The organism is Corynebacterium sp. LK31 (assembly GCF_014335015.1).
Taxonomy (GTDB): Bacteria; Actinomycetota; Actinomycetes; order Mycobacteriales; family Mycobacteriaceae; genus Corynebacterium; species Corynebacterium jeikeium_D.
In genome coordinates this window covers 39,276-60,539 of record NZ_PDGW01000006.1, presented here as the reverse complement: position 1 = coordinate 60,539, position 21,264 = coordinate 39,276, and the positions used below count along the sequence as shown (strand labels likewise).

Annotated in this window: 18 protein-coding genes and 1 pseudogene; 17 read left to right on the top strand and 2 right to left on the bottom strand. The window is 59.9% G+C overall.

Annotated elements, in window-relative coordinates:
• Positions 1-31: 31 nt before the first annotated feature.
• On the bottom strand, positions 32-328 hold the full coding sequence (locus tag CRD18_RS00705; protein WP_016421494.1) for a rhodanese-like domain-containing protein: 297 nt from the start codon (positions 326-328) through the stop codon (positions 32-34).
• Positions 329-481: 153 nt separating this feature from the next.
• Positions 482-955 (bottom strand): inorganic diphosphatase, encoded by a 474-nt coding sequence (locus tag CRD18_RS00700; protein ID WP_172954623.1) that lies wholly within the window; start codon positions 953-955, stop codon positions 482-484.
• Between the two features lie 124 nt (positions 956-1,079).
• Here CRD18_RS00700 and dacB point away from each other — a divergent pair, with 124 nt between their 5' ends.
• The 17 genes and pseudogenes from dacB (at position 1,080) to CRD18_RS00615 (ending at position 21,242) form a co-directional block, all read left to right on the top strand.
• On the top strand, positions 1,080-2,564 hold the full coding sequence (gene dacB, locus CRD18_RS00695) for a D-alanyl-D-alanine carboxypeptidase/D-alanyl-D-alanine-endopeptidase (protein ID WP_242458651.1): 1,485 nt from the start codon (positions 1,080-1,082) through the stop codon (positions 2,562-2,564).
• 48 nt (positions 2,565-2,612) lie between these two features.
• The gene (locus CRD18_RS00690; RefSeq protein ID WP_070653285.1) at positions 2,613-3,893 is read left to right on the top strand and encodes an amidase family protein; all 1,281 of its coding nucleotides are present in this window, start codon (positions 2,613-2,615) and stop codon (positions 3,891-3,893) included.
• Positions 3,886-4,959: a tRNA lysidine(34) synthetase TilS gene (gene tilS / locus CRD18_RS00685; RefSeq protein ID WP_242458650.1), complete on the top strand. Its 1,074-nt coding sequence runs from the start codon at positions 3,886-3,888 to the stop codon at positions 4,957-4,959. Before CRD18_RS00690 ends, tilS begins: the two co-directional genes overlap by 8 nt.
• A 121-nt stretch (positions 4,960-5,080) precedes the next feature.
• Positions 5,081-5,665, top strand: a complete 585-nt coding sequence (gene hpt / locus CRD18_RS00680; protein WP_016421490.1) for a hypoxanthine phosphoribosyltransferase — start codon at positions 5,081-5,083, stop codon at positions 5,663-5,665.
• Positions 5,666-5,932: 267 nt separating this feature from the next.
• Positions 5,933-8,611: an ATP-dependent zinc metalloprotease FtsH gene (ftsH, locus tag CRD18_RS00675; protein WP_070653287.1), complete on the top strand. Its 2,679-nt coding sequence runs from the start codon at positions 5,933-5,935 to the stop codon at positions 8,609-8,611.
• A 9-nt stretch (positions 8,612-8,620) separates the two neighbouring features.
• Positions 8,621-9,196 (top strand): GTP cyclohydrolase I FolE, encoded by a 576-nt coding sequence (gene folE / locus CRD18_RS00670; RefSeq protein WP_016421488.1) that lies wholly within the window; start codon positions 8,621-8,623, stop codon positions 9,194-9,196.
• An 86-nt stretch (positions 9,197-9,282) separates the two neighbouring features.
• Positions 9,283-10,224 (top strand): dihydropteroate synthase, encoded by a 942-nt coding sequence (gene folP, locus CRD18_RS00665; protein ID WP_070653314.1) that lies wholly within the window; start codon positions 9,283-9,285, stop codon positions 10,222-10,224.
• Positions 10,225-10,229: 5 nt separating this feature from the next.
• Positions 10,230-10,634 carry a dihydroneopterin aldolase gene (gene folB, locus CRD18_RS00660; RefSeq protein ID WP_016421486.1) on the top strand — a complete coding sequence of 135 codons (405 nt, stop codon included), beginning with the start codon at positions 10,230-10,232 and terminating at the stop codon, positions 10,632-10,634.
• Entirely contained in the window at positions 10,631-11,143 is a 513-nt protein-coding gene (gene folK, locus CRD18_RS00655) for a 2-amino-4-hydroxy-6-hydroxymethyldihydropteridine diphosphokinase (RefSeq protein WP_070429765.1), read from the top strand. Before folB ends, folK begins: the two co-directional genes overlap by 4 nt.
• Positions 11,144-11,145: 2 nt before the next feature.
• On the top strand, positions 11,146-11,652 hold the full coding sequence (locus CRD18_RS00650) for a DUF3180 domain-containing protein (protein ID WP_049190665.1): 507 nt from the start codon (positions 11,146-11,148) through the stop codon (positions 11,650-11,652).
• Positions 11,649-12,908 carry a DUF6779 domain-containing protein gene (locus tag CRD18_RS00645; protein WP_070653289.1) on the top strand — a complete coding sequence of 420 codons (1,260 nt, stop codon included), beginning with the start codon at positions 11,649-11,651 and terminating at the stop codon, positions 12,906-12,908. The genes CRD18_RS00650 and CRD18_RS00645 overlap by 4 nt, the downstream gene beginning before the upstream one ends.
• A 64-nt stretch (positions 12,909-12,972) precedes the next feature.
• Positions 12,973-13,893: a Rossmann-like and DUF2520 domain-containing protein gene (locus CRD18_RS00640; protein WP_070653291.1), complete on the top strand. Its 921-nt coding sequence runs from the start codon at positions 12,973-12,975 to the stop codon at positions 13,891-13,893.
• Positions 13,894-13,990: 97 nt separating this feature from the next.
• Positions 13,991-14,932, top strand: a pseudogene (gene panC, locus CRD18_RS00635) (pantoate--beta-alanine ligase); the annotation flags it as partial.
• 314 nt (positions 14,933-15,246) lie between these two features.
• Positions 15,247-15,669 (top strand): aspartate 1-decarboxylase, encoded by a 423-nt coding sequence (gene panD / locus CRD18_RS00630; protein WP_016421480.1) that lies wholly within the window; start codon positions 15,247-15,249, stop codon positions 15,667-15,669.
• Between the two features lie 247 nt (positions 15,670-15,916).
• On the top strand, positions 15,917-18,094 hold the full coding sequence (locus CRD18_RS00625; protein WP_187406434.1) for a PhoX family phosphatase: 2,178 nt from the start codon (positions 15,917-15,919) through the stop codon (positions 18,092-18,094).
• A gap of 50 nt (positions 18,095-18,144) precedes the next feature.
• A complete protein-coding gene (gene lysS / locus CRD18_RS00620; protein ID WP_016421478.1) occupies positions 18,145-19,677 on the top strand; it encodes a lysine--tRNA ligase in 1,533 nt (510 codons plus the stop codon).
• 71 nt (positions 19,678-19,748) lie between these two features.
• The gene (locus CRD18_RS00615) at positions 19,749-21,242 is read left to right on the top strand and encodes a metallophosphoesterase (RefSeq protein ID WP_016421477.1); all 1,494 of its coding nucleotides are present in this window, start codon (positions 19,749-19,751) and stop codon (positions 21,240-21,242) included.
• Positions 21,243-21,264: the final 22 nt, after the last annotated feature.

Sequence of the window (21,264 nt, the reverse complement as noted above, 5' to 3'; positions counted from 1 at the left end):
CCTGCAGGTAGGCAGGGCAGTTGTAGTTGATTTAGTTGGCTTTCTCCATTGGGCGGCCGAAGTGCTCCCAGTCGATCATGCCGCCGGTGATGACGATGGTGTCGATACCGTTCTTCTCCAACCAGGAAGAAACCTGAGCGGCGCGTCCACCGGAGCGGCACATCAGGTAAATGTCGGAATCCAAATCTAGCTCGCCGTAGCGGGACGGAATCTCTTCCATGGGGATGTGAACGGCGCCGGTGGCGTGGCCGTCATCCCACTCCATCTGTGAGCGGACATCAATGATCTGTGCGTCTTCGGGTACTTCAGATACGTTTACGGTTTCCATAGTGCGCACTATACGCAATCTGACCTTATCGCCGGAAGCACAAAGGCCGCCGGAGGAAAACTCCGACGGCCGTAGCGCTGAATCACAGGAACTGCGTCAAAGGTGCGAGCCCCAGGAAGGGAGATTGGCTAGCGCAATTCTTACTTGTGGCTCTTACTTGTGGCGCTCGATAGCCTCAGCCAGGATGCGCTCAGCCTCAGCCTTGTTGCCCCAGCCCGAACCGGAAACTTCCTTGCCCGGCTCCAGGTCCTTGTAGTGGACGAAGAAGTGCTCAATCTCGTCCTTGGTGAACTGGGAAACATCGTCGATGTCCTGGTAGTGGTCGAAGCGGACATCATCCAGGACGCACAGCAGCTTGTCATCGCCGCCGGCCTCGTCGGTCATCTTGAAAACGCCGAGCGGACGAGCCTTGACAATAACGCCCGGGAAAACCGGCTCCGGCAGGATCACGAGAGCGTCCAACGGGTCGCCATCCTCGCCGAGGGTTTCATCGATGAAGCCGTAGTCGGCCGGGTAGGCCATTGGGGTGAACAGGTAGCGGTCGAGGTAGACCTTGCCGGTCTCGTGGTCGACTTCGTACTTGTTGCGCTGACCCTTCGGGATCTCAATAGTGACCTCAACGCTCACGGCGATGACTCCTTATAATCGGTGTACACTTCTCTGACGGCTATCTTATGCGAAACCCGCTCAAAACCGTTTATTTGTGCACCTTAAGTGAGGTTTTGTTTTCAGGAAGAAGGTGTTTGTGACCGTGGGTAGTACCGACTCTGACAGCTCCAAAACCGCCGCTAAGGGCACGCAAAAATCGCCCAGTTCCGTAAAATCCGGCAAATCCAAGAAGTCGCGCGGACTGAAAATCGGCGGTGCCATCGCCGGTGTTCTCGTTATCGCAGCGGGCAGCGGCGTAGCGGTTGTCGTCAATAACAATCGTCAGATTGTTGTCGATGCACCGCCCGCGGTCAGTCATGTCTCTGCTCCTGTGACGGCGGCGCAGTCTTCGCTTGACGACGGCGCTCTGGCCCAAAAAGTCAGCGCCATCATGGACGCTGCTGCGGCCGATCCAGCCTTCGGTGAGCTGCATGGAATTGTTAGCGATGCTACTACCGGCCAGAAACTGTGGGGGATCAATGACACCGCGGTGGCCTTGCCGGCGTCCAGCATGAAGATTCTCACCGCGTCTGCCGCACTGTTGGACTTAGGTGAAGATCATCGGGTTTCCACCCGCGTCTCCCGGGTTACGGGGACTAATGACATCGTTTTGCACGGCGGGGGCGACCCTACCTTAAGCAAGGACGGGGAAGGGTTCTTCCAGGACTCGGCTTCAATCGCTGAGTTGGCGAAAAAGATTTCCGTGGTCATTCCGGAGGGGGTCGGCAAGGTTTATCTCGACAACTCTCTATTCACCGAGAGTTTCCACGAGACCTGGGAGCGCGAGGGGTTGGAGGACGGCTACATCGCACCGGTGGAGTCGGTGATGATGGATGCCGGTCGTATCGATCCGACGAATGAAGAATCGCAGCGCAGCGCCACGCCCGCTGCGGATGCAGCTGATGCGCTGGCCAAGGCGCTTGGTGCGGAAAACGGAGGCAGCCTGAGGGATGCAGCCAAGGATGGTCAGTCACTACCTCTGGACCCAGACATTGTTGCGCTCGTGCAGTCGGCTCCGCTAGTTACCCGTGTGCACGAGATGATGATTTACAGCGACAACGTGCTCGCAGAGTCCATTGCCCGTGAGGTGGCTATCTCTCGCGGTCTGCCGCCGACCTTTGAGGGGGCCGCACGTGCCGTGCGTGACACTCTCGCGGAGCACGGTTTTCCTCTCGATGGTGCGGTGCTGTCGGACTCCGGCGGCCTGAGCACGGATAACCGTATTTCTCCGCAGCATCTCTCCGAGGTGCTCAATTCCGCCGCGGGGCCGGTGGAATCGGCTGAGCAGGGAGGACTGGCGGAGTCGCAGGAGTCGTCGGAAAGCACTGCGTTGCGGTTGCGCCCACTGTTGGACAGCCTGCCGGTGGCGGCAGTGTCCGGCACTCTGGCGACGCGCTTTGCTGGTCAGTCCGGGGCGGGCATCGTCCGTGCGAAGACAGGCACGCTGAATAAAGCCTCGGCGTTGGCGGGATATGTGGTGACGAAGTCGGGGCAGGTGCTGACGTTCGCACTGATTTCCAACGAGGCGAGCCTGTTGCCGGCAAGAGCTGCGTCCGATAAGGCAGCGAGCGCCCTTGCGGATATCTAAACTGAGATTCATTTGCCACTGAAAATAATTTGAGGAGATGAATCCGCAATGGCCTCTCACACTTCCGCGATTAGGAATTTGCCAACCGTTCGCGAGATTGCCGCACAGGTCCGCGAGGGAAAGCTAAGCCCCGTGGACAGCGTGCAGCGCAGTCTCGACGCTATCGCCAGACTGGATGGAGGGATTCATGCCTTCCGCGAAGTGTGGGCGGATAGGGCTCTGCAGGCTGCGCGGGAACTCGAGCAAAGCGAGAAACTCTCGGAGTTGCCGCTTGCAGGTGTGCCATTTGCGCTGAAGGAAAACACCGCTCTAGAGAACCCGTTTGTCCAGCAGTTGACTAGCGCCGGTGCAATCGCGGTGGGAACTACGGTGAATCCGCAGTTCTGTACGTGGGGGACGACGACGCTGCCGGGGCTGGCAGTCGATAATCCGATTCTGCCGGGGCACACTCCGGGTGGGTCCTCCGGTGGATCCGCAGCGGCTGTCGCCGCTGGGATGGTTCCGTTTGCGCAGGGCAACGACGGCATGGGGTCACTTCGTATCCCTGCAGCGTGCTGCGGGCTTTCGACTCTGAAGGCGACCCCGGGAACAATGCCGGGGCGCGTGGGCGGCAATGACTGGTACGGAATGTCTGTCCAAGGGGTGCTCACAGTCGACAACGATGACTTGCGCCTGATCACCAAGATCCTCACAAATGGCATGGTGGATGCGGAGGATCCGGCGAAGACCCTGCCTGAAAACTTCGCCGTCAGCGTGGACACCACTGCGCCCGTATTCGGTTTGAAGGCTGCACCGGAGTACGTCGATGCGGCACAACAGGCGGCGAGAGTATTCGCGGACAAGGGATTTGCCGTCACGGAAAAGAACATGCCGTACCCGCTGAACCCACTGCCGATGCTCGCGCGCTGGACTGCGGGGGTGGCGGATCAGCTTCGCGACGAGCCGCGCCCTGATCACCTGGAGTGGCGCAATCGAGTCCACGCCGGCATTGGACGCTTGCTGCGTTTCACAATCAATGGCCGCCAAGTGGCACGCGATGGCGCCCGCATCGAGCGTGAGCTACCGGGTGACACCATCTTGATTACCCCGGCTCTGGCCAAGAACCCACCGCGAATCCGCGCGTGGCATCGCATGCCCTGGATTGTGAACCTGCTGTCCAATCTGCGCTTCACTCCCTACGTCTCGACGTGGAATTACCTGGGATTCCCGGCTGGCATCGTTGTGGAACCGACCTCTGGGGTGCCGGTGCAACTGATTGCGCGCCCGACCCAGGAGCGAATTCTGCTTACCGCGATGGAAACCATCGCAAGTGGTGGGCGCGTTGGCTAGACCTTTTTGGCCGGACCGCAGCCCTCATTTCCTCATCATTCGGCAAGCTGTCCGCGCGATAGTGCAGCAGGTGGGGCAGGAATTGGGCAGCGGTGTCGTCATTGGGCTTTCCGGTGGTGCGGATTCGCTGGCCCTGACCGCCGGGGCCTGTGCGGAAGCTCTCGGGCCCAAGGGTGCGCTGGCCGGCCGCAAAGTCCACGCCGTCGTCGTGGATCATCAGCTTCAGCAGGGCTCTGCAGAAGTCGCCGAGCGCGCCGCCCACATAGCTCGGGGGATGGGGGCTACGGCCGAGGTTATCGCGGTCGATATCAACAACAATTCCGACCGTGGTCCCGAATACGAGGCGCGTTTGGCACGACACAGAGTCCTACGGGAGGTCGCCCAATCTCGAGGTGCGGCGCTGATGCTTGCCCACACCTTGGACGACCAGGCGGAAACAGTTTTGCTGCGGCTGGCCAGGGGAGGTGGTCCGCAGGCGCTGTCCGCCATCCGCGACAACCTCACGTGGTCTGACGGGACTCGGATTCTGCGCCCGCTGCTCGGTGTACGACGCTCAGATACTCAGCTCTGCTGCGAAGAGCTGGGCTTGAAGGTGTGGCATGACCCGCACAACCATGACGACCATTACGCCCGCGTCCGGGTTCGAAAGACGATTTTGCCGCTGCTGGAGCAGGAGCTGGGTCCGGGGGTGGCGGAAAATCTCGCTAAGACTGCGGCGATTGCCGCAGTCGACAATGACTTTTTGGACGCTCACGCCGAGTCAGCTCTGCATGCGCTGCTGGGGGAGGAAGAGGCGTTGGCAAGCGGGAGTCTGTCTGTGCGAGGGGTGGCTGAGCTCGACGACGCCATCGCGGTGCGCGTCCTCGCACGTTGGTTGAGGCAGGCGGGTGCGGAGCCCAGCAGTAAACAGATCGGCATGGTGTTGGCGCTCGTGCACCGCTATCACGGCCAGGGCGAAGTGCCGGTGACCCGTGGTCGCGATGGTGCTGACAGAAATGCCAGGTTGGTCGTTGAGCGAAAAGATGGCACTCTACAATTGGTAATGAATCGTCCCGCGGTGCCTTAAGAAGGGTGCCGCAATCCAACTTCCGGCGGCTGAGAACAATCGGTTGCCATAGCTCTGAACTTGCACTGGGGCAGTTACGCTCCATCGACACGCCGCCATAGAAGTGCGGAAAGGAAATGCGATGCATGATGTGAAGGATTTCAACGTCCCCGCAAACCCCTACGGCGATGAGGTAGAGGCAGTTCTCATTGGCGAAGAGGAGCTGCATGCTCGCATTGACGAGATGGCGCATCGTGTGAATGAGAAGTACAAGGATGCCGACAGCGATCTGATTCTGGTCGCAGTGCTCAAGGGTGCGGTGTTCTTCCTGACTGACTTTGCTCGTCAGCTCAGCATTCCCAGCCAGATGGAGTTCATGGCGGTTTCCAGTTACGGAAACTCCACCTCGTCGTCAGGCGTGGTGCGTATTTTGAAGGACCTGGATCGAGATATTGAGGGACGCGATGTTGTGATCGTCGAGGACATCATTGACTCCGGCCTGACCCTGTCCTGGTTGATGAAGAACCTGCGCAACCGTAATCCGCGCTCCCTGGAGGTCATTACGCTGCTGCGTAAGCCGGAGGCTGTGCGCACCAGCCTGGATGTTGCGGATGTTGGCTTCGACATTCCGAACGAGTTCGTCATCGGTTACGGCCTGGATTACGCCGAACGTTACCGCGATTTGCCGTACGTCGGCACGCTTCACCCGCGCGTTTACCAGGGCTAGGTCTGTCTTCGGCGCTATTGCACAGTGCCGATGCTTGACGACGGGCATTGCGCGCGTACCTCCGGCAGTTCTAGCTGTCTTCTAGCGATGAAAAGTAGGAGTTGGAAACTTTTTTCGGTTGCGATGCGTTATGCCTACTGTGGGGTCAGGTGCCATGAGCCCTGGCCCCACGTTGTGTCATTGATGTGTCTTCGAGAAGAACTCGTTGATGCGTACAATTAATAAAAGCAACTAATAGATGTAGAGAGCGAAAAGCGAACCCACTGTATGGACAAGAAAAAGGTGTTCCGGTTTGCCACCGTTGCCGGCATCATCCTGATTATCCTCTTTGCTATTACTCAGCTGGCGGATGATTCCCGGGAATACCGCGAGGTGGATACGTCCGTTGCCCTGACCCAGTTGGATAAGGGCAATGTCACGGAAGCTCAGATCGACGATCGCGAACAGCGAATTCGCCTCACCCTGAAGAAGGGCGTGGAGGTCGAGGGCACTGAGGACGTCACGAAGGTGATGACCAAGTACCCAGCGCGTGCGACCGACCAAGTCTTTGACAAGGTCACCGCCGCCGAGGGCATGGAGAAGTTCGATACCAAGGTCACGCAGGATTCCTTCCTGATGTCCACCTTGGGCTTCCTGCTGCCGATGGTGATCTTCTTCTTCGTCATCATGTACTTCTTCAGCCGCATGCAAGGCGGCAAGAACGGCATGTTCGGCTTTGGTGGCAACCGCGCCAAGCTGCTGAACAAGGAGACCCCGACCAATACGTTCGAGGATGTTGCTGGTGCCGATGAGGCCGTCCAGGAGCTCGACGAGATTAGGGATTTCCTGCAGCACCCAGCTCGCTACGAGGAGCTCGGCGCGAAGATTCCGCGTGGTGTTCTGCTCTACGGTCCTCCCGGTACCGGTAAGACCTTGCTGGCCCGCGCCGTCGCCGGTGAGGCAGGAGTGCCTTTCTACACCATCTCGGGTTCGGACTTCGTTGAAATGTTCGTCGGTGTCGGTGCCTCTCGTGTCCGTGACCTGTTTAATCAGGCCAAGGAAAACAGCCCGTGCATTATCTTCATCGACGAGATTGACGCCGTCGGTCGCCAGCGTGGTGCCGGTATGGGCGGCGGCCATGATGAGCGTGAGCAAACCCTGAACCAGCTGCTGGTGGAGATGGATGGTTTTGGTGATCGTCAGGGCGTAATCATCATGGCTGCGACCAACCGTCCGGATATTCTCGACCCGGCGCTGCTGCGTCCGGGCCGTTTTGACCGACAGATTCCGGTGGGTGCGCCAGACCTGAAGGGCCGTGAGGCAATTCTGAAGGTCCACGCCCGGAACAAGCCGCTGGGTCCGGATGCGGATCTGACGTCGCTGGCGAAGCGCACCGCCGGTATGAGCGGTGCTGATCTGCAGAACGTGCTGAATGAAGCGGCGTTGCTGACCGCTCGCGTCAACGGCAACATCATTACTGCGGATGCGTTGGAAGAGGCAGTCGACCGAGTTATCGGTGGTCCGCGTCGTACCTCCAAGGTGATTTCCGAGCAGGAGAAGAAGGTCACCGCCTACCACGAGGGTGGTCACACCTTGGCCGCATGGGCGCTGAAGGACATCGAGCGTGTTTACAAGGTCACCATCTTGGCTCGCGGTCGCACTGGTGGACATGCGCTGACCGTCCCCGAGGACGACAAGGGCATGTATAACCTGCCAGAGCTCTTTGCCCGTCTGGTCTTCGCCATGGGTGGTCGCGCTGCCGAGGAGCTGGTTTTCGGACTGCCGACTACCGGTGCTTCTGCCGATATTGAGCAGGCCACCAAGATTGCTCGCGCCATGGTGACCGAGTACGGCATGTCGCCGGAGCTCGGCCCGGTGAAGTACGGGGAGGAGCAGGGCGACCCGTTCGTCGGCCGCGGTGGCAGCGGCTCTTTGGACTACTCTCCGGAGGTGGCAGCAACCATTGATCAGCAGGTTCGTTTGCTGATCAATAAGGCTCATGACGAGGCCTACGCCATCTTGAAGGAAAACCGCGACACTCTCGATGTTCTGGCTGAGAAACTGCTGGAGAAGGAGACTCTGCGTCGTCCGGATCTGGAAGTTATCTTCACCGATGTCGTTCCCCGTGAGCGCCTGAACTTCTTCGATAGCGACACTAAGCACCCGGCCGATGGCCGCGAGCCGGTGAAGACACCGGTGGAGTTGGCAATCGAGCGCGGCGAGGAACCGCCGAAGCGTGTCAACATCTTCGCGCCGGTGCGTCGCCGCGAACCGGAGAACCAGGACGCGGGCAACAACGGCAATGGTCAGGGGCCGGCAGGCTCCGCTGGTGCCGGTAATGCTAGTGTCCCGGGTTTGCCGGGCGCCCAGCAGGACCGACCGAATGTTCCGGTTTACGGTGGCACCCCACCGCCGGCTGGTTGGACCGCTCCAGGTTGGCCGCCGAAGGATACCGGCAGCACGCACAGTTCGGCTCCCGCACCGGCACCGGCGCCTGCGCCGACTCCTCGCCCTGATGGGCAGAACCAGCCGGGTTCGCAGGAAGGCCAGGGCAACGCGCGTGGCCAGCACCCGGGCACTGCTAACTACCCGGCAGGTGCGCCGGACTTCGGCTCGAAGGCAACCGGTACTGGTAGCAGCGGTGGCAACGGCTCCGCGAATATCCCTGCCCCTCCGAAGATGCCGTGGGACAGGCAGGGCGGACGTCACCGCCAGGACAACTCTGGCAGCGATGCCACCCCGACTACGGTGATGCCGTCGGCAGGAGAACAGCAGGAGCTGCGCGGATTCCGCCTGCCGGATAACGAGCAGCCGGAACACACAGAACGTCCGGAAAACCCGAAGAACGCCGACAACTCCGATGACAAGGGGGCACAGATGCACGATTCGGATAAGGACGGCGTCGTCAAGCGAAACGAAGACAACAGCGCCTGGCAGGACAAGCCGGACACCAACGAGGAGCGATAAGTACACATCATGGAGCGCGAATTCGATCAGGGGCGGGCCGAGGCTGCGGTTCGTGAACTGTTGATTGCCGTCGGTGAGGATCCCGACAGGGAAGGCCTGAAGGAGACACCGGCGCGAGTGGCGCGAGCCTACCGTGAGGTTTTCGCGGGCCTGTTTGAAGATCCGTCTGAGGTGCTGGCAAAGACCTTCAACGAGGATCATCAAGAACTCGTTTTGGTGAAGGACATCCCGATTTACTCCACCTGTGAGCACCATTTGGTGCCGTTCTTCGGCGTTGCCCACATTGGTTACATCCCGGGCAAGGACGGTCGTGTGACGGGCCTGTCCAAGCTCGCTCGTCTGGTCGATGGCTATGCGAAGCGCCCGCAGGTGCAGGAGCGTCTGACCAGTCAGGTTGCGGATGCCTTGGTGGAGCGGCTGGATCCGGCCTCGGCGATCGTCGTCATTGAAGCGGAGCATCTCTGCATGGCCATGCGCGGTATCCGCAAACCGGGTGCGCGCACGGTGACCTCAGCCGTCCGCGGTGGCTTCAAGACGGATGCCCGTTCGCGCGCAGAGGCAATGGCGCTCATCCGCAAGAGCTAACGCAACAGTTAAATGGTCGATTGGAAAGGCTGGACAACAAGGTGACTGAATCCCCCTTGCAAGCGCAGGCAGGACAGCCGGCGGAGATGGGTATCGAGAATCAGCTCTGCAAAGTGATGGGCATTGTCAACGTCACCGAGGACAGCTTTTCCGATGGCGGCCTGTACAAGACCTTCGACGCGGCGATTGCCCATGCGCACGAGCTGCTCGCTGAAGGCGCACATATTCTCGACATCGGTGGCGAGTCCACTCGTCCCGGCGCACACCGCGTTTCCGAGGATGAGGAAATTGCCCGGGTCGTGCCGGTGGTCCGTGAGCTCGCGGCAGACGGGCACCTGATCAGCGTCGATACTATGCGCGCAAGTGTCGCAGAGGCAGCAATCGCCAGGGGCGCGGTGTTCATCAACGATGTCTCCGGCGGTCTCGCAGACCCCAACATGTACGCAGTCTGCGCCGATGCCGATGTGCCCATCTGCCTGATGCACTGGAAGACCGATCGCTTCGGCTCCGCTTCTGGACGCGCCGAAACTCACCCGGACGGCATTGTCGCCGATGTCCGTGAGCACCTGCTTCAGCTTGTCGACGGTGCCATGGGCGCCGGCATCGCCGAGGAAAATATTGTCCTCGACCCAGGCCTGGGCTTTGCCAAGAACGCCGATGACAATTGGGCGCTCCTCCACGGCCTGCCGGAGCTTATTGACCTCGGTTTCCCCGTGTTGGTCGGTGCTTCCCGCAAGCGTTTCGCCGCCGCCGTCGGCAGTGAGGCACGCGCACCAAAGCAGGCTGATGCTGCGACTACGGCAATTTCCGCGCTGTCCGCAGCGGCGGGCGCATGGGCGGTTCGAGTTCACAATGTGGCCGACAACCTCGACGCAGTGCGGGTGGCGCAGGCATGGAACCTTGGCCGCTCACTGACCGGTTACACCGCGGCCGGCGACTATCCGGAAGGTGGCTCTAACCGCGCTGCACAGCACGATGAGTCTCCTGCTGAATCGCCAGCCGAGGCGGCTCTGGAAGGAGACGAGTAGAAACAGTGGCTGATCGCATTGAACTCAAAGGTCTGAAAGCCCGCGGCTACCACGGCTGTCTCGACTTCGAGCGCCGCGATGGCCAGGACTTCATCTGTGATGTCACCCTGTGGTTGGATTTCTCCGGTGCCGCTGCCAGCGACGAGCTGGACGACACCGTCAACTACGCCGACATCGCAGCCACAGCGCACGGAATTTTGACCGGCACTCCGCGCAACCTCATCGAAACCGTCGCGACCGAGATTGCCGAAGCAGTGCTTGCCGACGACGATGGCCGCGCCGAACGCGGATTGTCCCCACTGTTACATGCGGTGGAAGTAACCATTCACAAACCGCATGCGCCCATTCCGCTCGACTTTGATGACGCTGCGGTAACAGCCCGCCGTTCGCGGAAGAAGCGGTTGGCATGATTCGCGCCGTTCTTTCTATCGGCGCGAACATGGACCGCGCGCGAGAAAACCTAACTGGTGTGCAGGCCTTCTTCGCCGATGAATTGGTCGCAGCCTCAAAAATTTATGCCACCCCACCTTGGGGTGGGGTAGAGCAGGGTGACTTCCTCAATGCCGTGCTCATTGTCGATACGTCCCGGACACCAATGGAGCTGCTGGAAGCTGGTTGGAAACTGGAAAATGACGCTGGTCGAGTGCGCGAAATTCACTGGGGACCACGGGCGCTCGACGTGGACATTGTGCAGGTCATCGACAAGGACACCGGCGAGGAGATCATCTCTGACGATTCGACTCTGACCCTGCCGCATCCGTGGGCAACCGAGCGTGCCTTTGTACTGGTGCCGTGGCTCGATGCCGACCCGGATGCCGAATTGGGGGGAGTTCGGGTCGCGGCACTCGTCGATAAGCTGGCACCTGAAGACGTAAACGCAGTGCGTCTAGCAGACAGCGCGGATGGAGAAGAGGCCTAGAGATGAAACCGACCTCACCGATTACGTTGGCTGCATCTGCGCTGGTTCTCGCACTGGCGTCATGGATGATCGTGGCACAGTTTTTCGGTGCGCTCGGGCCACGAAGTTGGTGGGACCTGGGGTTTCCCTGGTTGCTCACAGCTGTCTGTGTGGCGGCAGCGCGGTGGATTAAGTCGGTGCTGAAAGAGGGGAAGGTCGGGCAGGATCGCAGCCAGGTGCAGCCGTTAACGTTGTCGCGATGGCTGGTGGTCGGTACGGCATCCGCATGGTTGGGGGCGATTCTCGGAGGTTTGTACGCCGGTGGCGTGCTGTGGGCTTTGCCGAAGTGGACGGAGCTTGCGGCTGCACAGGCCGACGGGCCGATCATGATTGTCGGCACAGTATCCGGCATTTTGCTCGCTGCGGCGGGGCTGTGGCTGGAAAAAGTTTGCCAATTGCCAACTGATGGCGAAAATTCTTCGCCTCCTAGCGGGGAAATGGGAACTAACTCGGTAGGGTGGGAGTTATGACTGACCTCTCCAACGCCGGTAATGACCCGAAGCGCTCGGGTGATGCCGCATATTTTCAGGGCGACGCGGCAGCTACTTCGTCGGATATGGCCGAGTCTCCGTCTCCGTCGCCTTCTTCGGCTTTCGAAAGCTACTCCGCTGGGGCTAACTCCGGGGCTGATGCGGCATATGCAGATGAGCAGAGCAATGATGTGACGAAATTCAGTTCTACCGATGGTATGACGGAGAAAACCGCCGTCATTCTCATGGTTGTGCTGCTGATGCTCGCGGTGATTGCCAGTATCGTCATGCTCTTTGCCTCCTCTGCCGGGTGGATGAAGGTTGCCGTGCTGCTGGCGTTGTGGTCGGCAGTTATCGGGGCTGTGCTGGTGACTCGATACCGCAAGACCATTGCGCTGGAGCGCAAGCGGTTGGAGACAATCGAGGAGCTGCACAAGGTGGAGCTTGACCGCGAGCTGGCTACTCACCGTGAGCAGGAACTGATTCTCGAGCAGAACTACCTGGACTCGCTTGAGGGCAACAACGATGACAACATTGCGGCGCTGCGCGCTGAGGTCTTTGCACTGCGCGCCCAGCTTGCTGAGTTCATGGGGGAGGATTTCGACGACGAGCAGGTTGCTCTTCGCGCCCAGGCCGAGCGTCTGCGTGAGCTCGACTCGCCACAGCAAGCCTCGCCGATGAAGGATCCGACCGGTCACGACCGGCCGACACCACGCGCGACTTCCCACCGTGCTGAGATGACCGCTAACGGCACTGTCGGCGCTCATACCCAGCACGGCGGCACGGGCTCCGCATCCTCCGCTTCGCCGGTTGAAGATGCCGAGGCCACCGACATGCGCCGTACATTCTCGCCGTCTGGTCAGCCGGTTGACGTCCACGAAGTCGCCGATTCCAAGGATGACGAAACCGTTTCCAAGGAGAAGTTCTCCACTAACTCTTTCCGCGCCATCAACTGGCAGGAAACCCCGGCCGAGGACGCTGCAGAGGATGATTCTCAGGGCGGTGCTCACGAGGCACACGGTGCACGGCACCCATTCGCTGCGCCGGAATCGGACGATGCCTCGGACTCTCCGACTCGCCAGCTGCAGGCCATTCGCGATGAGGACCTTGCAGAAGAGTCAGCTCAAAAAACGGCGCAAGAGCCTGCAAGCCACGGTCGGCGCCGTGCTGAGGACAACAAGGGCAGCCTCACTGTCGCCGAGCTGATGGCGCAGATGCGCAAGAAGAGGGAGCAGCGCGAGGACGAAGAAGCCTAGCCGCCAGCTGCGTATGCGCGGCCTACTCACCGCACATAGCTGGTTTGGTCTAACCTAGTCAGTCATGACGCAAAGCCAGCATGATTCCCATCCCCATCGGACAACCGCTCCGCGGTTGACGGTGGGGATTATTTCTGCCGGAAAAGTCGGGGTTGCGCTCGGCCAAGCGCTAGAGCGCTGTGGGCATCGTGTCACCCATGTGGTCGCGCGCTCACCAGAATCGGTCACACGAGCACATCTACGCCTCCCGAACGCCCAGGTCAGTAGCATTGCCGACACAGCTTCCACCTGCGAGCTCATCGTCATCGCCGTGCCGGATCGCGCCATCGCCGAGGTTGCCGAGGAAGTTGCCCGCCACGTCGGCCCCGGACGCATCGTCATGCATACTTCTGGATCCCTCGGGCGTGCCGTGCTCGATCCGGTCGCGCTCACCGGCGCGCTGACCATCGCAGCCCATCCCGCAATGACGTTCGCAGGGCTTGACGACGACTCCGAGCTTCTGACCGGTTGCCCATGGGGCATCACGGTTGGGGATGAGCTCGCGAAAACAGTCAGTGAACTGCTCATTGGTGAACTCGGTGGTCGTCCGGTGTTCATCAACGAACGGCACCGCGGCCTCTATCACGCGGCTATGGCCCACGGCTCAAACGGTCTCGGCGCAGTTGTGGTCGATGCAGTAGAAATGCTGGCAACCACTATCGGCGGAGATGCGGCAGCCGAAGACACCGACCTAGCTGAACTGCGTCGAGGCCAGGCCGCCGAACTGCTCCGACCACTGCTTGAAGCTTCATTGGACAATGCCTTGAGGTGGGGTTCCCGGGGGCTGACCGGCCCGGTGACGCGGGACGACCTTGGAACCGTCGTCAAGCATGAACGCGAAATTGAAGCGGTGGCGCCGGAAATGGGAACCGCCTACCTGGCTCTTGCCGAGCGCATCGCCGAGCTGCGCGGCGCCAACGAAGTTTTGCGGTACCTGCGCCGATGAGCTGAGCGGGCTGGTTGTTCTGGTCATCCGGGATGTGGCGTAAGGTATTGCCGTCGGACGAAAAGTTTGGTCCGGTAGATCTGAACGCGGAGGAAACATGACGGGGTATACCGCCGGAGAGACAACTGTTCACAGGACTATTGCGGGAATCGCGCAGGTCACCCGTGCGTTGCGGAAGACCGGGCGGCCGGTGGTGCTCGTACCTACGATGGGTGCGCTACACCAGGGGCACCTTGAACTAGTACAGGCCGCGAAGACACTGCCGCGCGCTGTTGTGGTGGTGTCGATTTTCGTCAATCCGCTGCAGTTCGGTGAGGGGGAGGACTTTGATGCCTACCCGCGGACTCTGGATGAAGACGTGGAGAAGCTCCGCGCTGTCGGTGCTGAGCTGGTCTTTGCGCCGAACGCGAAGGAGATGTACCCCAACGGTTTCCGCACGACCGTGCAGCCGGGGCCGCTGGCTACTGAGCTCGAAGGTGCTACTCGCCCGGGGCACTTCGCCGGTGCGTTGACAGTGGTTAACAAGCTTTTCAACATCACCAACTGCACTGATGCCGTTTTTGGTGAGAAGGACTACCAGCAGCTGTGCCTGATGCAGCAGATGGTCACTGACCTGAATATGCCGGTGCAGCTGCACGGTGTGCCAGTGATTCGCGAGGCCGATGGGCTGGCTATGAGCTCCCGCAACCGCTATCTTTCCGAGGAGCAGCGCAATCTCGCAGTAACCCTGTCCGCTGCGCTGACTGCCGGCGCTTTTGTCGCGGACCGTGGTGCGGATGCTGTGCTGGAAACCGCGCGTGGCGTGCTCGCCAGCCAGCCTGAGGTCGAGTTGGATTATTTGGAGCTGCGTGACGCTGCGCTCGCCCCGCTTTCCGACGAGGTGTTGCGCGGCGACGGCCAGGAGACTGAAGCTCGCCTACTGGTTGCTGCGAAGGTCGGCACTACTCGTCTCATTGATAATGTTGGCTTGATTCTGGGTGCGCCGCGCCCGGATTCGGCAAACGGTTTCGGTCAGCTCGGGCAGAAGGACGCCGAAATTGCGTCAGCGGCCCTGTCGGCTGCGGGGCTGGACGGCGAGCTGACTGAGCAAGAGGCTGCTGAGTTGGCTGAGCTGCAGGAAAAGGTCCGCGCTGCTCGGGATGCCCGCCTGAAAGATGAGTCCAGCAAAGAAAACCTGAAGAACGCCGGCTTTGGCGTTGAGCAGGACAGCGAGTAGGACGGCTTTTCGAAGTAGTTTTTCGTGGCTGGGAAGTTGTCGTATTATAGTGTGCCGACTAACAACCTGCCACGCTAAGGGGTGCCGCGGTAGGCAAGCATCCAGGGGACGAATCCAGGAAGGGACCTACCTTTTTCATGTTTCGCACTATGTTGAAGTCCAAGATTCACCGTGCCACGGTGACTCAGGCTGATCTTCACTACGTTGGATCGTGCACGATTGACGCTGATTTGATGGAAGCGGCCGACCTGCTTGAAGGTGAAGCCGTCGACATCGTCGATATCAATAATGGCAACCGGCTTACTACTTACTGCATTACCGGAGAGCGCGGCTCGGGCATCATTTCTATCAATGGTGCCGCCGCTCGTCTGATATCGCCGGGTGATCTGGTTATTATCATCGGCTACGGAATGATGGATGACGCTGAGGCGCGTACGTACAAGCCGAATGTCATCTTCGTCGATGAGGACAACAAGATTCTGGAAAGTGGCAATGACCCGGCGGATGTGCCGGAGGGTTCTGATTTGAAGAATCCGCGTAGCCCGGAGAACCAGGGCTAGTCCACGTAGCCCGCAGAGCTGGGGCTCGACTGCGTAGTTGGAGAGAAGAGTCGAGCCGGAGAACCGCAACACCAGGGTGTTCACTTTGCGTTAAAGCGCAAGTCATTAGACCGTCAGCTAAAGCTCATTGGCGAGTTGATTTTTAGAAACCGAAAGGTAACGCAACGTCCTTAGCTTCTTAGAGGATCTAAAAGTTTTAGTTTTCCATTTCCTCACCTAGTCGAAGCTATACAAAGGCGGTCTCCCCGTGGTTCGTATTGGCAAGAATCTGCTGACAAATCCTTTTGCTACCTCTCGCAGCTCTCTGACCTGCACTTACAAGTGTGGTAATGCCTGTGCTGACGATGCTCCGAACGAGTTCTCGGACAACCAGTACTTCGGTGATGTTGCGAAGGAGGCGTTCTCCCAGCGCGCATTCTCCCGTCGCGCGGCACTGAAGGTCACTGGTGCTAGTGCTCTTGCGGTCGGCGGTGGCGCCGTGCTGGCCGCTTGCTCCTCTGATGATTCGGGCAGCGCCGCAGGTGGCTCCGACGCCTCCGGTACCGCTGCTGCCGGTGACGGTAGCAAGGACGAATCGCCGGAGGGTATGCGTTTCGAAGCCGTCAAGCCGAACACGGAAGACGCAGTCGTTATCCCGGACGGCTACGAGCAGAATGTTCTGATTCGCTGGGGCGACCCAATCCACGAGGGTGGCCCGGAGTTCGACTTTGACAAGCAGACTCCGGAAAACCAGCTGAAGCAGTTCGGCTTCAACAATGACTTCGCTGGCCTGATTAAGGCTGAAGACGGCACACTGCTGTACGTTTGCTCGCACGAGTACACCACCGAGCCGATGATGTTCCGTGCCTACAAGAAAGAAGATGCCACTAAGGAGCAGGTCGACATCGGACTGGCTGCCCACGGCCAGACCATCCTTGCTGTGGAAGAGGATGACAAGGGATTCCTGAAGCCAATTCTCAGCGACAAGCGTAACCGTCGCATCACTGGCTTCACCGAATTCACAGTTGACGGCCCGGCTGCTGGTCACGATCTGCTGAAGACCAAGGCTGACCCGACCGGTATGAAGGTCGAGGGAACTTTGAACAACTGCTCCGGTGGTGTTACTCCGTGGGGTACCTACCTGTCCGGTGAGGAGAACGTTGACCAGTACTTCGGCAACGTTGGCAAGCTCAAGGACGAGGACGCAGTTAAGAAGCTCAAGCGCTACTCGGTCAAGAATGAAGAGCTGTCCGACCGCGCGTGGGAGAAGTACTACGACCGCTTCGATGTCTCCAAGGAGCCGAACGAGCCGAACCGCTTCTTCTGGCTGGTAGAGATTGACCCATCTGACCCGAACTCCACCCCGGTCAAGCACACCGCAGTGGGCCGTTTCAAGCATGAAGCCGGTCAGATTTACGTCACCGACGACGGCACGGTCGTGTGCTACTCCGGCGACGACGAGCGTTTCGAATACATCTACAAGTTCGTCTCCTCCCGCAAGATTAAGGAGGGGGACCTCAAGCACAACATGGGCATTCTGTCCGAGGGCACTCTCTACGTCGGTAAGTTCAACGGTAATTCCGAGTCCGAGATTGACGGCTCCGGTGAGCTGCCGAAGGACGGCCGTTTCGACGGTGACATTGAGTGGCTTCCGCTGATGACCGCCAAGGCAGACGGCAAGCACGAGTCCCACGTTGATGGCATGACCGCCGAAGAGGTCTGCATCTACACCCGCATCGCCGGTGACAAGGTCGGTGCGACCCGTATGGACCGCCCGGAGGATATCGAGCCGTCTCCGAAGACCGGTAAGGTCTACGCGGCGCTGACCAACAACAAGTACCGCGGTAAGGCGGGCGCGAAGGACGACAAGGGCAAGGAACGCAAGGATGGTGCAGGGCGCCCGCTTGCCGACGCCGTCGAGGTCGCACCAATCACCGAGAACAAGAATGGCCTTGTTCTGGAGATGGAAGATGACCACGCCGGTACCAAGGGCAAGTGGAACCTCCTGCTGGTCTGTGGTGACCCGAACGAGGCTTACACCTGCTTCGGTGGCTTCGACAAGGAATCGGTCTCGCCAATTTCCTGCCCGGACAACGTCGCCTTTGACGAGTACGGCAACCTGTGGGTTTCCACCGACGGCAACGCGCTGGACTCCAACGACGGCCTTTTCGCCGTTGCCGTCGAAGGCGAGCGTCGTGGTGAGACCAAGTGCTTCCTGACTGTTCCGGTTGCTGCAGAGACCTGTGGTCCGCAGATCTTCTCCAACCGCGTGATGGTCAACGTCCAGCACCCGGGCGAAATCGAGACGGATCAGGGTCATCCAGTCGGCGACAACCCGGACCCGACCACCAACCCGACCTCGCACTGGCCGGACGGCGGCAAGGAGCAGCCACGCCCGGCCGTCGTTCAGGTTGTACGCACTGATGGCAAGAAGATTGGCGTCTAAAGGGCACTCAACTAGCAGGTCGGCGGTGTAGTCGGCTAACCTTTATAGCCGTGACTGACGCGAAGAAGACCCCTGAAAACACCGCCACCGTTCCTGAGCAGCTGCGCATTCGCCGCGAGAAGCGTGACCGCCTGCTCGAGGCTGGAATTCAGCCGTACCCGGTTGAGGTTCCCCGTACTCACTCTCTCAAGGATGTCCGTGAAGAGTGGGGCCACCTCGAGGCTGGCGAGGAGACTCAGGATGTCGTGACCGTCATTGGTCGTGTCATGTTTATTCGTAACACCGGCAAGCTCTGCTTTGCCGCTCTGCAGGAGGGTGACGGCACGACCCTGCAGGCCATGCTTTCCAAGGCTGAGGTCGGCGAGGACGCCCTGGCTGCTTGGAAGTCGGACGTAGATATGGGCGACTTCGTCCTCATTACTGGCCGCGTAATTTCTTCGCGCCGCGGCGAGTTGTCTGTGATGGCTACCGAGTGGCAGATGGCCTCGAAGGCTCTGCGTCCGCTGCCGGTGTCGTTCGCTGATCTGTCCGAGGACAGCCGCGTGCGTCACCGCTACACGGACCTGATTATGCGTGAGCAGGCTCGTACTAACGCACTGACTCGCATCAAGGTCATCCGCGAGCTGCGCCACGCACTTGAGCGTCGCGGTTTCCTCGAGGTCGAAACCCCGATGCTGCAGACTCTGCACGGCGGTGCAGCTGCACGTCCGTTCGTGACTCATTCCAACGCTTTGGACATCGATCTCTACCTGCGTATCGCGCCGGAGCTTTTCCTCAAGCGCTGCGTCGTCGGCGGTATGGAGCGAGTCTTTGAGATCAACCGTAACTTCCGCAACGAGGGTATCGACTCCTCGCACAGCCCGGAGTTCGCGATGCTGGAGTACTACGAGGCATTCGGCACCTACGATGACTCCGCCCGCACCGTCCGCGAGGTCATTCAGGAAATCTGCGTCGCGGTCTTCGGTTCGACGACTGTTACGCTTGCCGACGGTACGGAGTTCGACTTTGGCGGCGAGTGGAAGCAGATTGAGATGTACCCGTCGCTGAACGAGGCACTTGCTCGCAAGTTCCCTGGTCAGCCGGAAGTCACTATTGACTCGACCGTCGAGGAGCTCAAGGCAATCGCCGATGTGATTGGCCTTGAGGTTCCGGAGAAGGGCGGCTGGGGCCACGGCAAGCTGGTTGAGGAAATCTGGGAGCTGCTCTGTGAAGACCAGCTCGACGGTCCTATCTTTGTCCGCGACTTCCCGGTCGAGACCTCTCCGCTGACTCGTCAGCACCGCTCCAAGCCTGGCGTGACCGAGAAGTGGGATCTTTACGTCCGTGGCTTCGAGCTGGCTACCGGCTACTCCGAGCTGGTTGACCCGGTTGTCCAGCGTGAGCGCTTTGAGGATCAGGCGCGACTGGCCGCTGGCGGCGACGACGAGGCCATGGTTCTGGATGAGGACTTCCTGCACGCAATGGAGCAGGGCATGCCGCCGACGACCGGTGTGGGCATGGGCATTGACCGCCTGCTGATGGCCCTGACCGGCCTTGGCATTCGCGAAACCGTGCTGTTCCCGATCGTGAAGCCGGAAGCGTAAGCGACTGAATTCATGTGTAGTTATCCCGGTGTTATCACCGGGATTATTTTTATCCCGTAATTTCTTCACCCGTGAATTCGGTAAATGGGAATAAGAAAATTGATCGGCGATCCGTATTGCGCTTGGGAGCAGTAGCGGGTGCGGGGGCTGTAGCGGTTGCCGTCAATAGCGTCGGGACGCGAGCAGTTGCATCGGCGGCCCCGAACCAGTCGCCGTTTCCATTCACCGGGTTGACCAGCGGCCTTGTTGTGACGGACCTGGAAGTCGTGACCGTGACCGATACGTCGGTGACATTTTCGTGGGCGACGTATGCAGGCCCACATCCAGCGTGGGGGAAGCTGGCTCCACTGGCGCCGGCCGACACTGAAGTTGCGCTAGTGCCAGTCGATGCCGATGAGGGCGGCGAGCTACCCGTGGTACATAAGGACGAGACGCAGGTTGGCTACCACTTTGTGACCGTCGATAAGCTGCGCCCTGGAACCACGTACCGTTTCGAATGTCGATCGAATGGACTGGTCGCCGAGCCGGGATTAATTACCCGAAACCTCCCCAATGCACCCGAGCAAACTGGACAGTTCACGACGTTGGTCGCTCCGGAAGGGGAGTACCTGACCACGATTGCCATCCTTAATGACGCGCATATTGGCGAAAATGGGCACGGTATTATCACCGGCGATTTCCCCGCTCCTATCTTTTCTGAACCGGGTGCCGCGCCGTATCCCGAGGTCATGCTGACGGCTGCGCTCGCCGAGCTGCGGGGGATGGGGATTGAAAAGGTTTTCGTCAACGGTGATGCCACGTCGGAAGCACGTCCGGCGGAGGTGCGTCGATTTGCCGAGATTATGAATACTTTTGGTGCTCAGGAGCGGCAGTGGTTTGTCACCCGCGGCAATCATGATCGTCCGCATAAGCCGGATGCCGATCCATCTGCTGGCTACGACGAATTCCCGGTTTTGGAGGGTACCGAGAATCATCGCGATCCCTTCGGTGTTCTCCTGGGGCGTCCGCGGCAGGAACTGTGGGTCACTCAGCAGGGGCCGGTCCGTGTCATAGGGCTGGATTCATCGAAGTTGGATGAGTCCGGCGGCGAAATTAGCCCGGAACAGTTCGATGCACTGGAGCGGGAATTGCAGCGTGACCCCAGTAAGCCGACAGTTGTGCTGGCTCATCACCCAATTACCTCCGAGGCTGGTTGGACACATGCTGCCGGGCCCACCTTCATTCTCAACAGCGCTGATGCACGACGCTTGCAGCAGATGCTTAACGACGCTCCGGGTGTATTCTTTGCGGGGGCAGGTCACACCCACCGTGCAAAGCGTACTCGCGGTGATGTTGGGGCCGGCGTTGATTATTTGGAGACCGGCGCGTGCAAAGCATACCCCGGTGGCTACACACTGCTGCATGTCTACTCCGGTGGCTACCAGGTTAACTTTCACCGTTTGAGCAGCGAAGATGCGCTTGCGTGGACTGCGCGTGCCCGTTGGGCGATGTACGGTTTCGAGCCCGAGGCTCTGCTTGGTGAGCTCTCTGATCGCAACTACGTTGTTAACCGCGTTATCGCCTGACAAGTTAGAAGCCTGAAAGTTT

Bases quoted from the DNA above. Each gene is read 5' to 3' on its own strand.
- CRD18_RS00705 (WP_016421494.1), bottom strand. From the start codon at position 328: ATGGAAACCGTAAACGTATCTGAAGTACCCGAAGACGCACAGATCATT.
- CRD18_RS00690 (WP_070653285.1), top strand. From the start codon at position 2,613: ATGGCCTCTCACACTTCCGCGATTAGGAATTTGCCAACCGTTCGCGAG.
- hpt (WP_016421490.1), top strand. From the start codon at position 5,081: ATGCATGATGTGAAGGATTTCAACGTCCCCGCAAACCCCTACGGCGAT.
- ftsH (WP_070653287.1), top strand. From the start codon at position 5,933: ATGGACAAGAAAAAGGTGTTCCGGTTTGCCACCGTTGCCGGCATCATC.
- folE (WP_016421488.1), top strand. From the start codon at position 8,621: ATGGAGCGCGAATTCGATCAGGGGCGGGCCGAGGCTGCGGTTCGTGAA.
- folP (WP_070653314.1), top strand. From the start codon at position 9,283: ATGGGTATCGAGAATCAGCTCTGCAAAGTGATGGGCATTGTCAACGTC.
- folK (WP_070429765.1), top strand. From the start codon at position 10,631: ATGATTCGCGCCGTTCTTTCTATCGGCGCGAACATGGACCGCGCGCGA.
- CRD18_RS00650 (WP_049190665.1), top strand. From the start codon at position 11,146: ATGAAACCGACCTCACCGATTACGTTGGCTGCATCTGCGCTGGTTCTC.
- CRD18_RS00645 (WP_070653289.1), top strand. From the start codon at position 11,649: ATGACTGACCTCTCCAACGCCGGTAATGACCCGAAGCGCTCGGGTGAT.
- CRD18_RS00640 (WP_070653291.1), top strand. From the start codon at position 12,973: ATGACGCAAAGCCAGCATGATTCCCATCCCCATCGGACAACCGCTCCG.
- panD (WP_016421480.1), top strand. From the start codon at position 15,247: ATGTTTCGCACTATGTTGAAGTCCAAGATTCACCGTGCCACGGTGACT.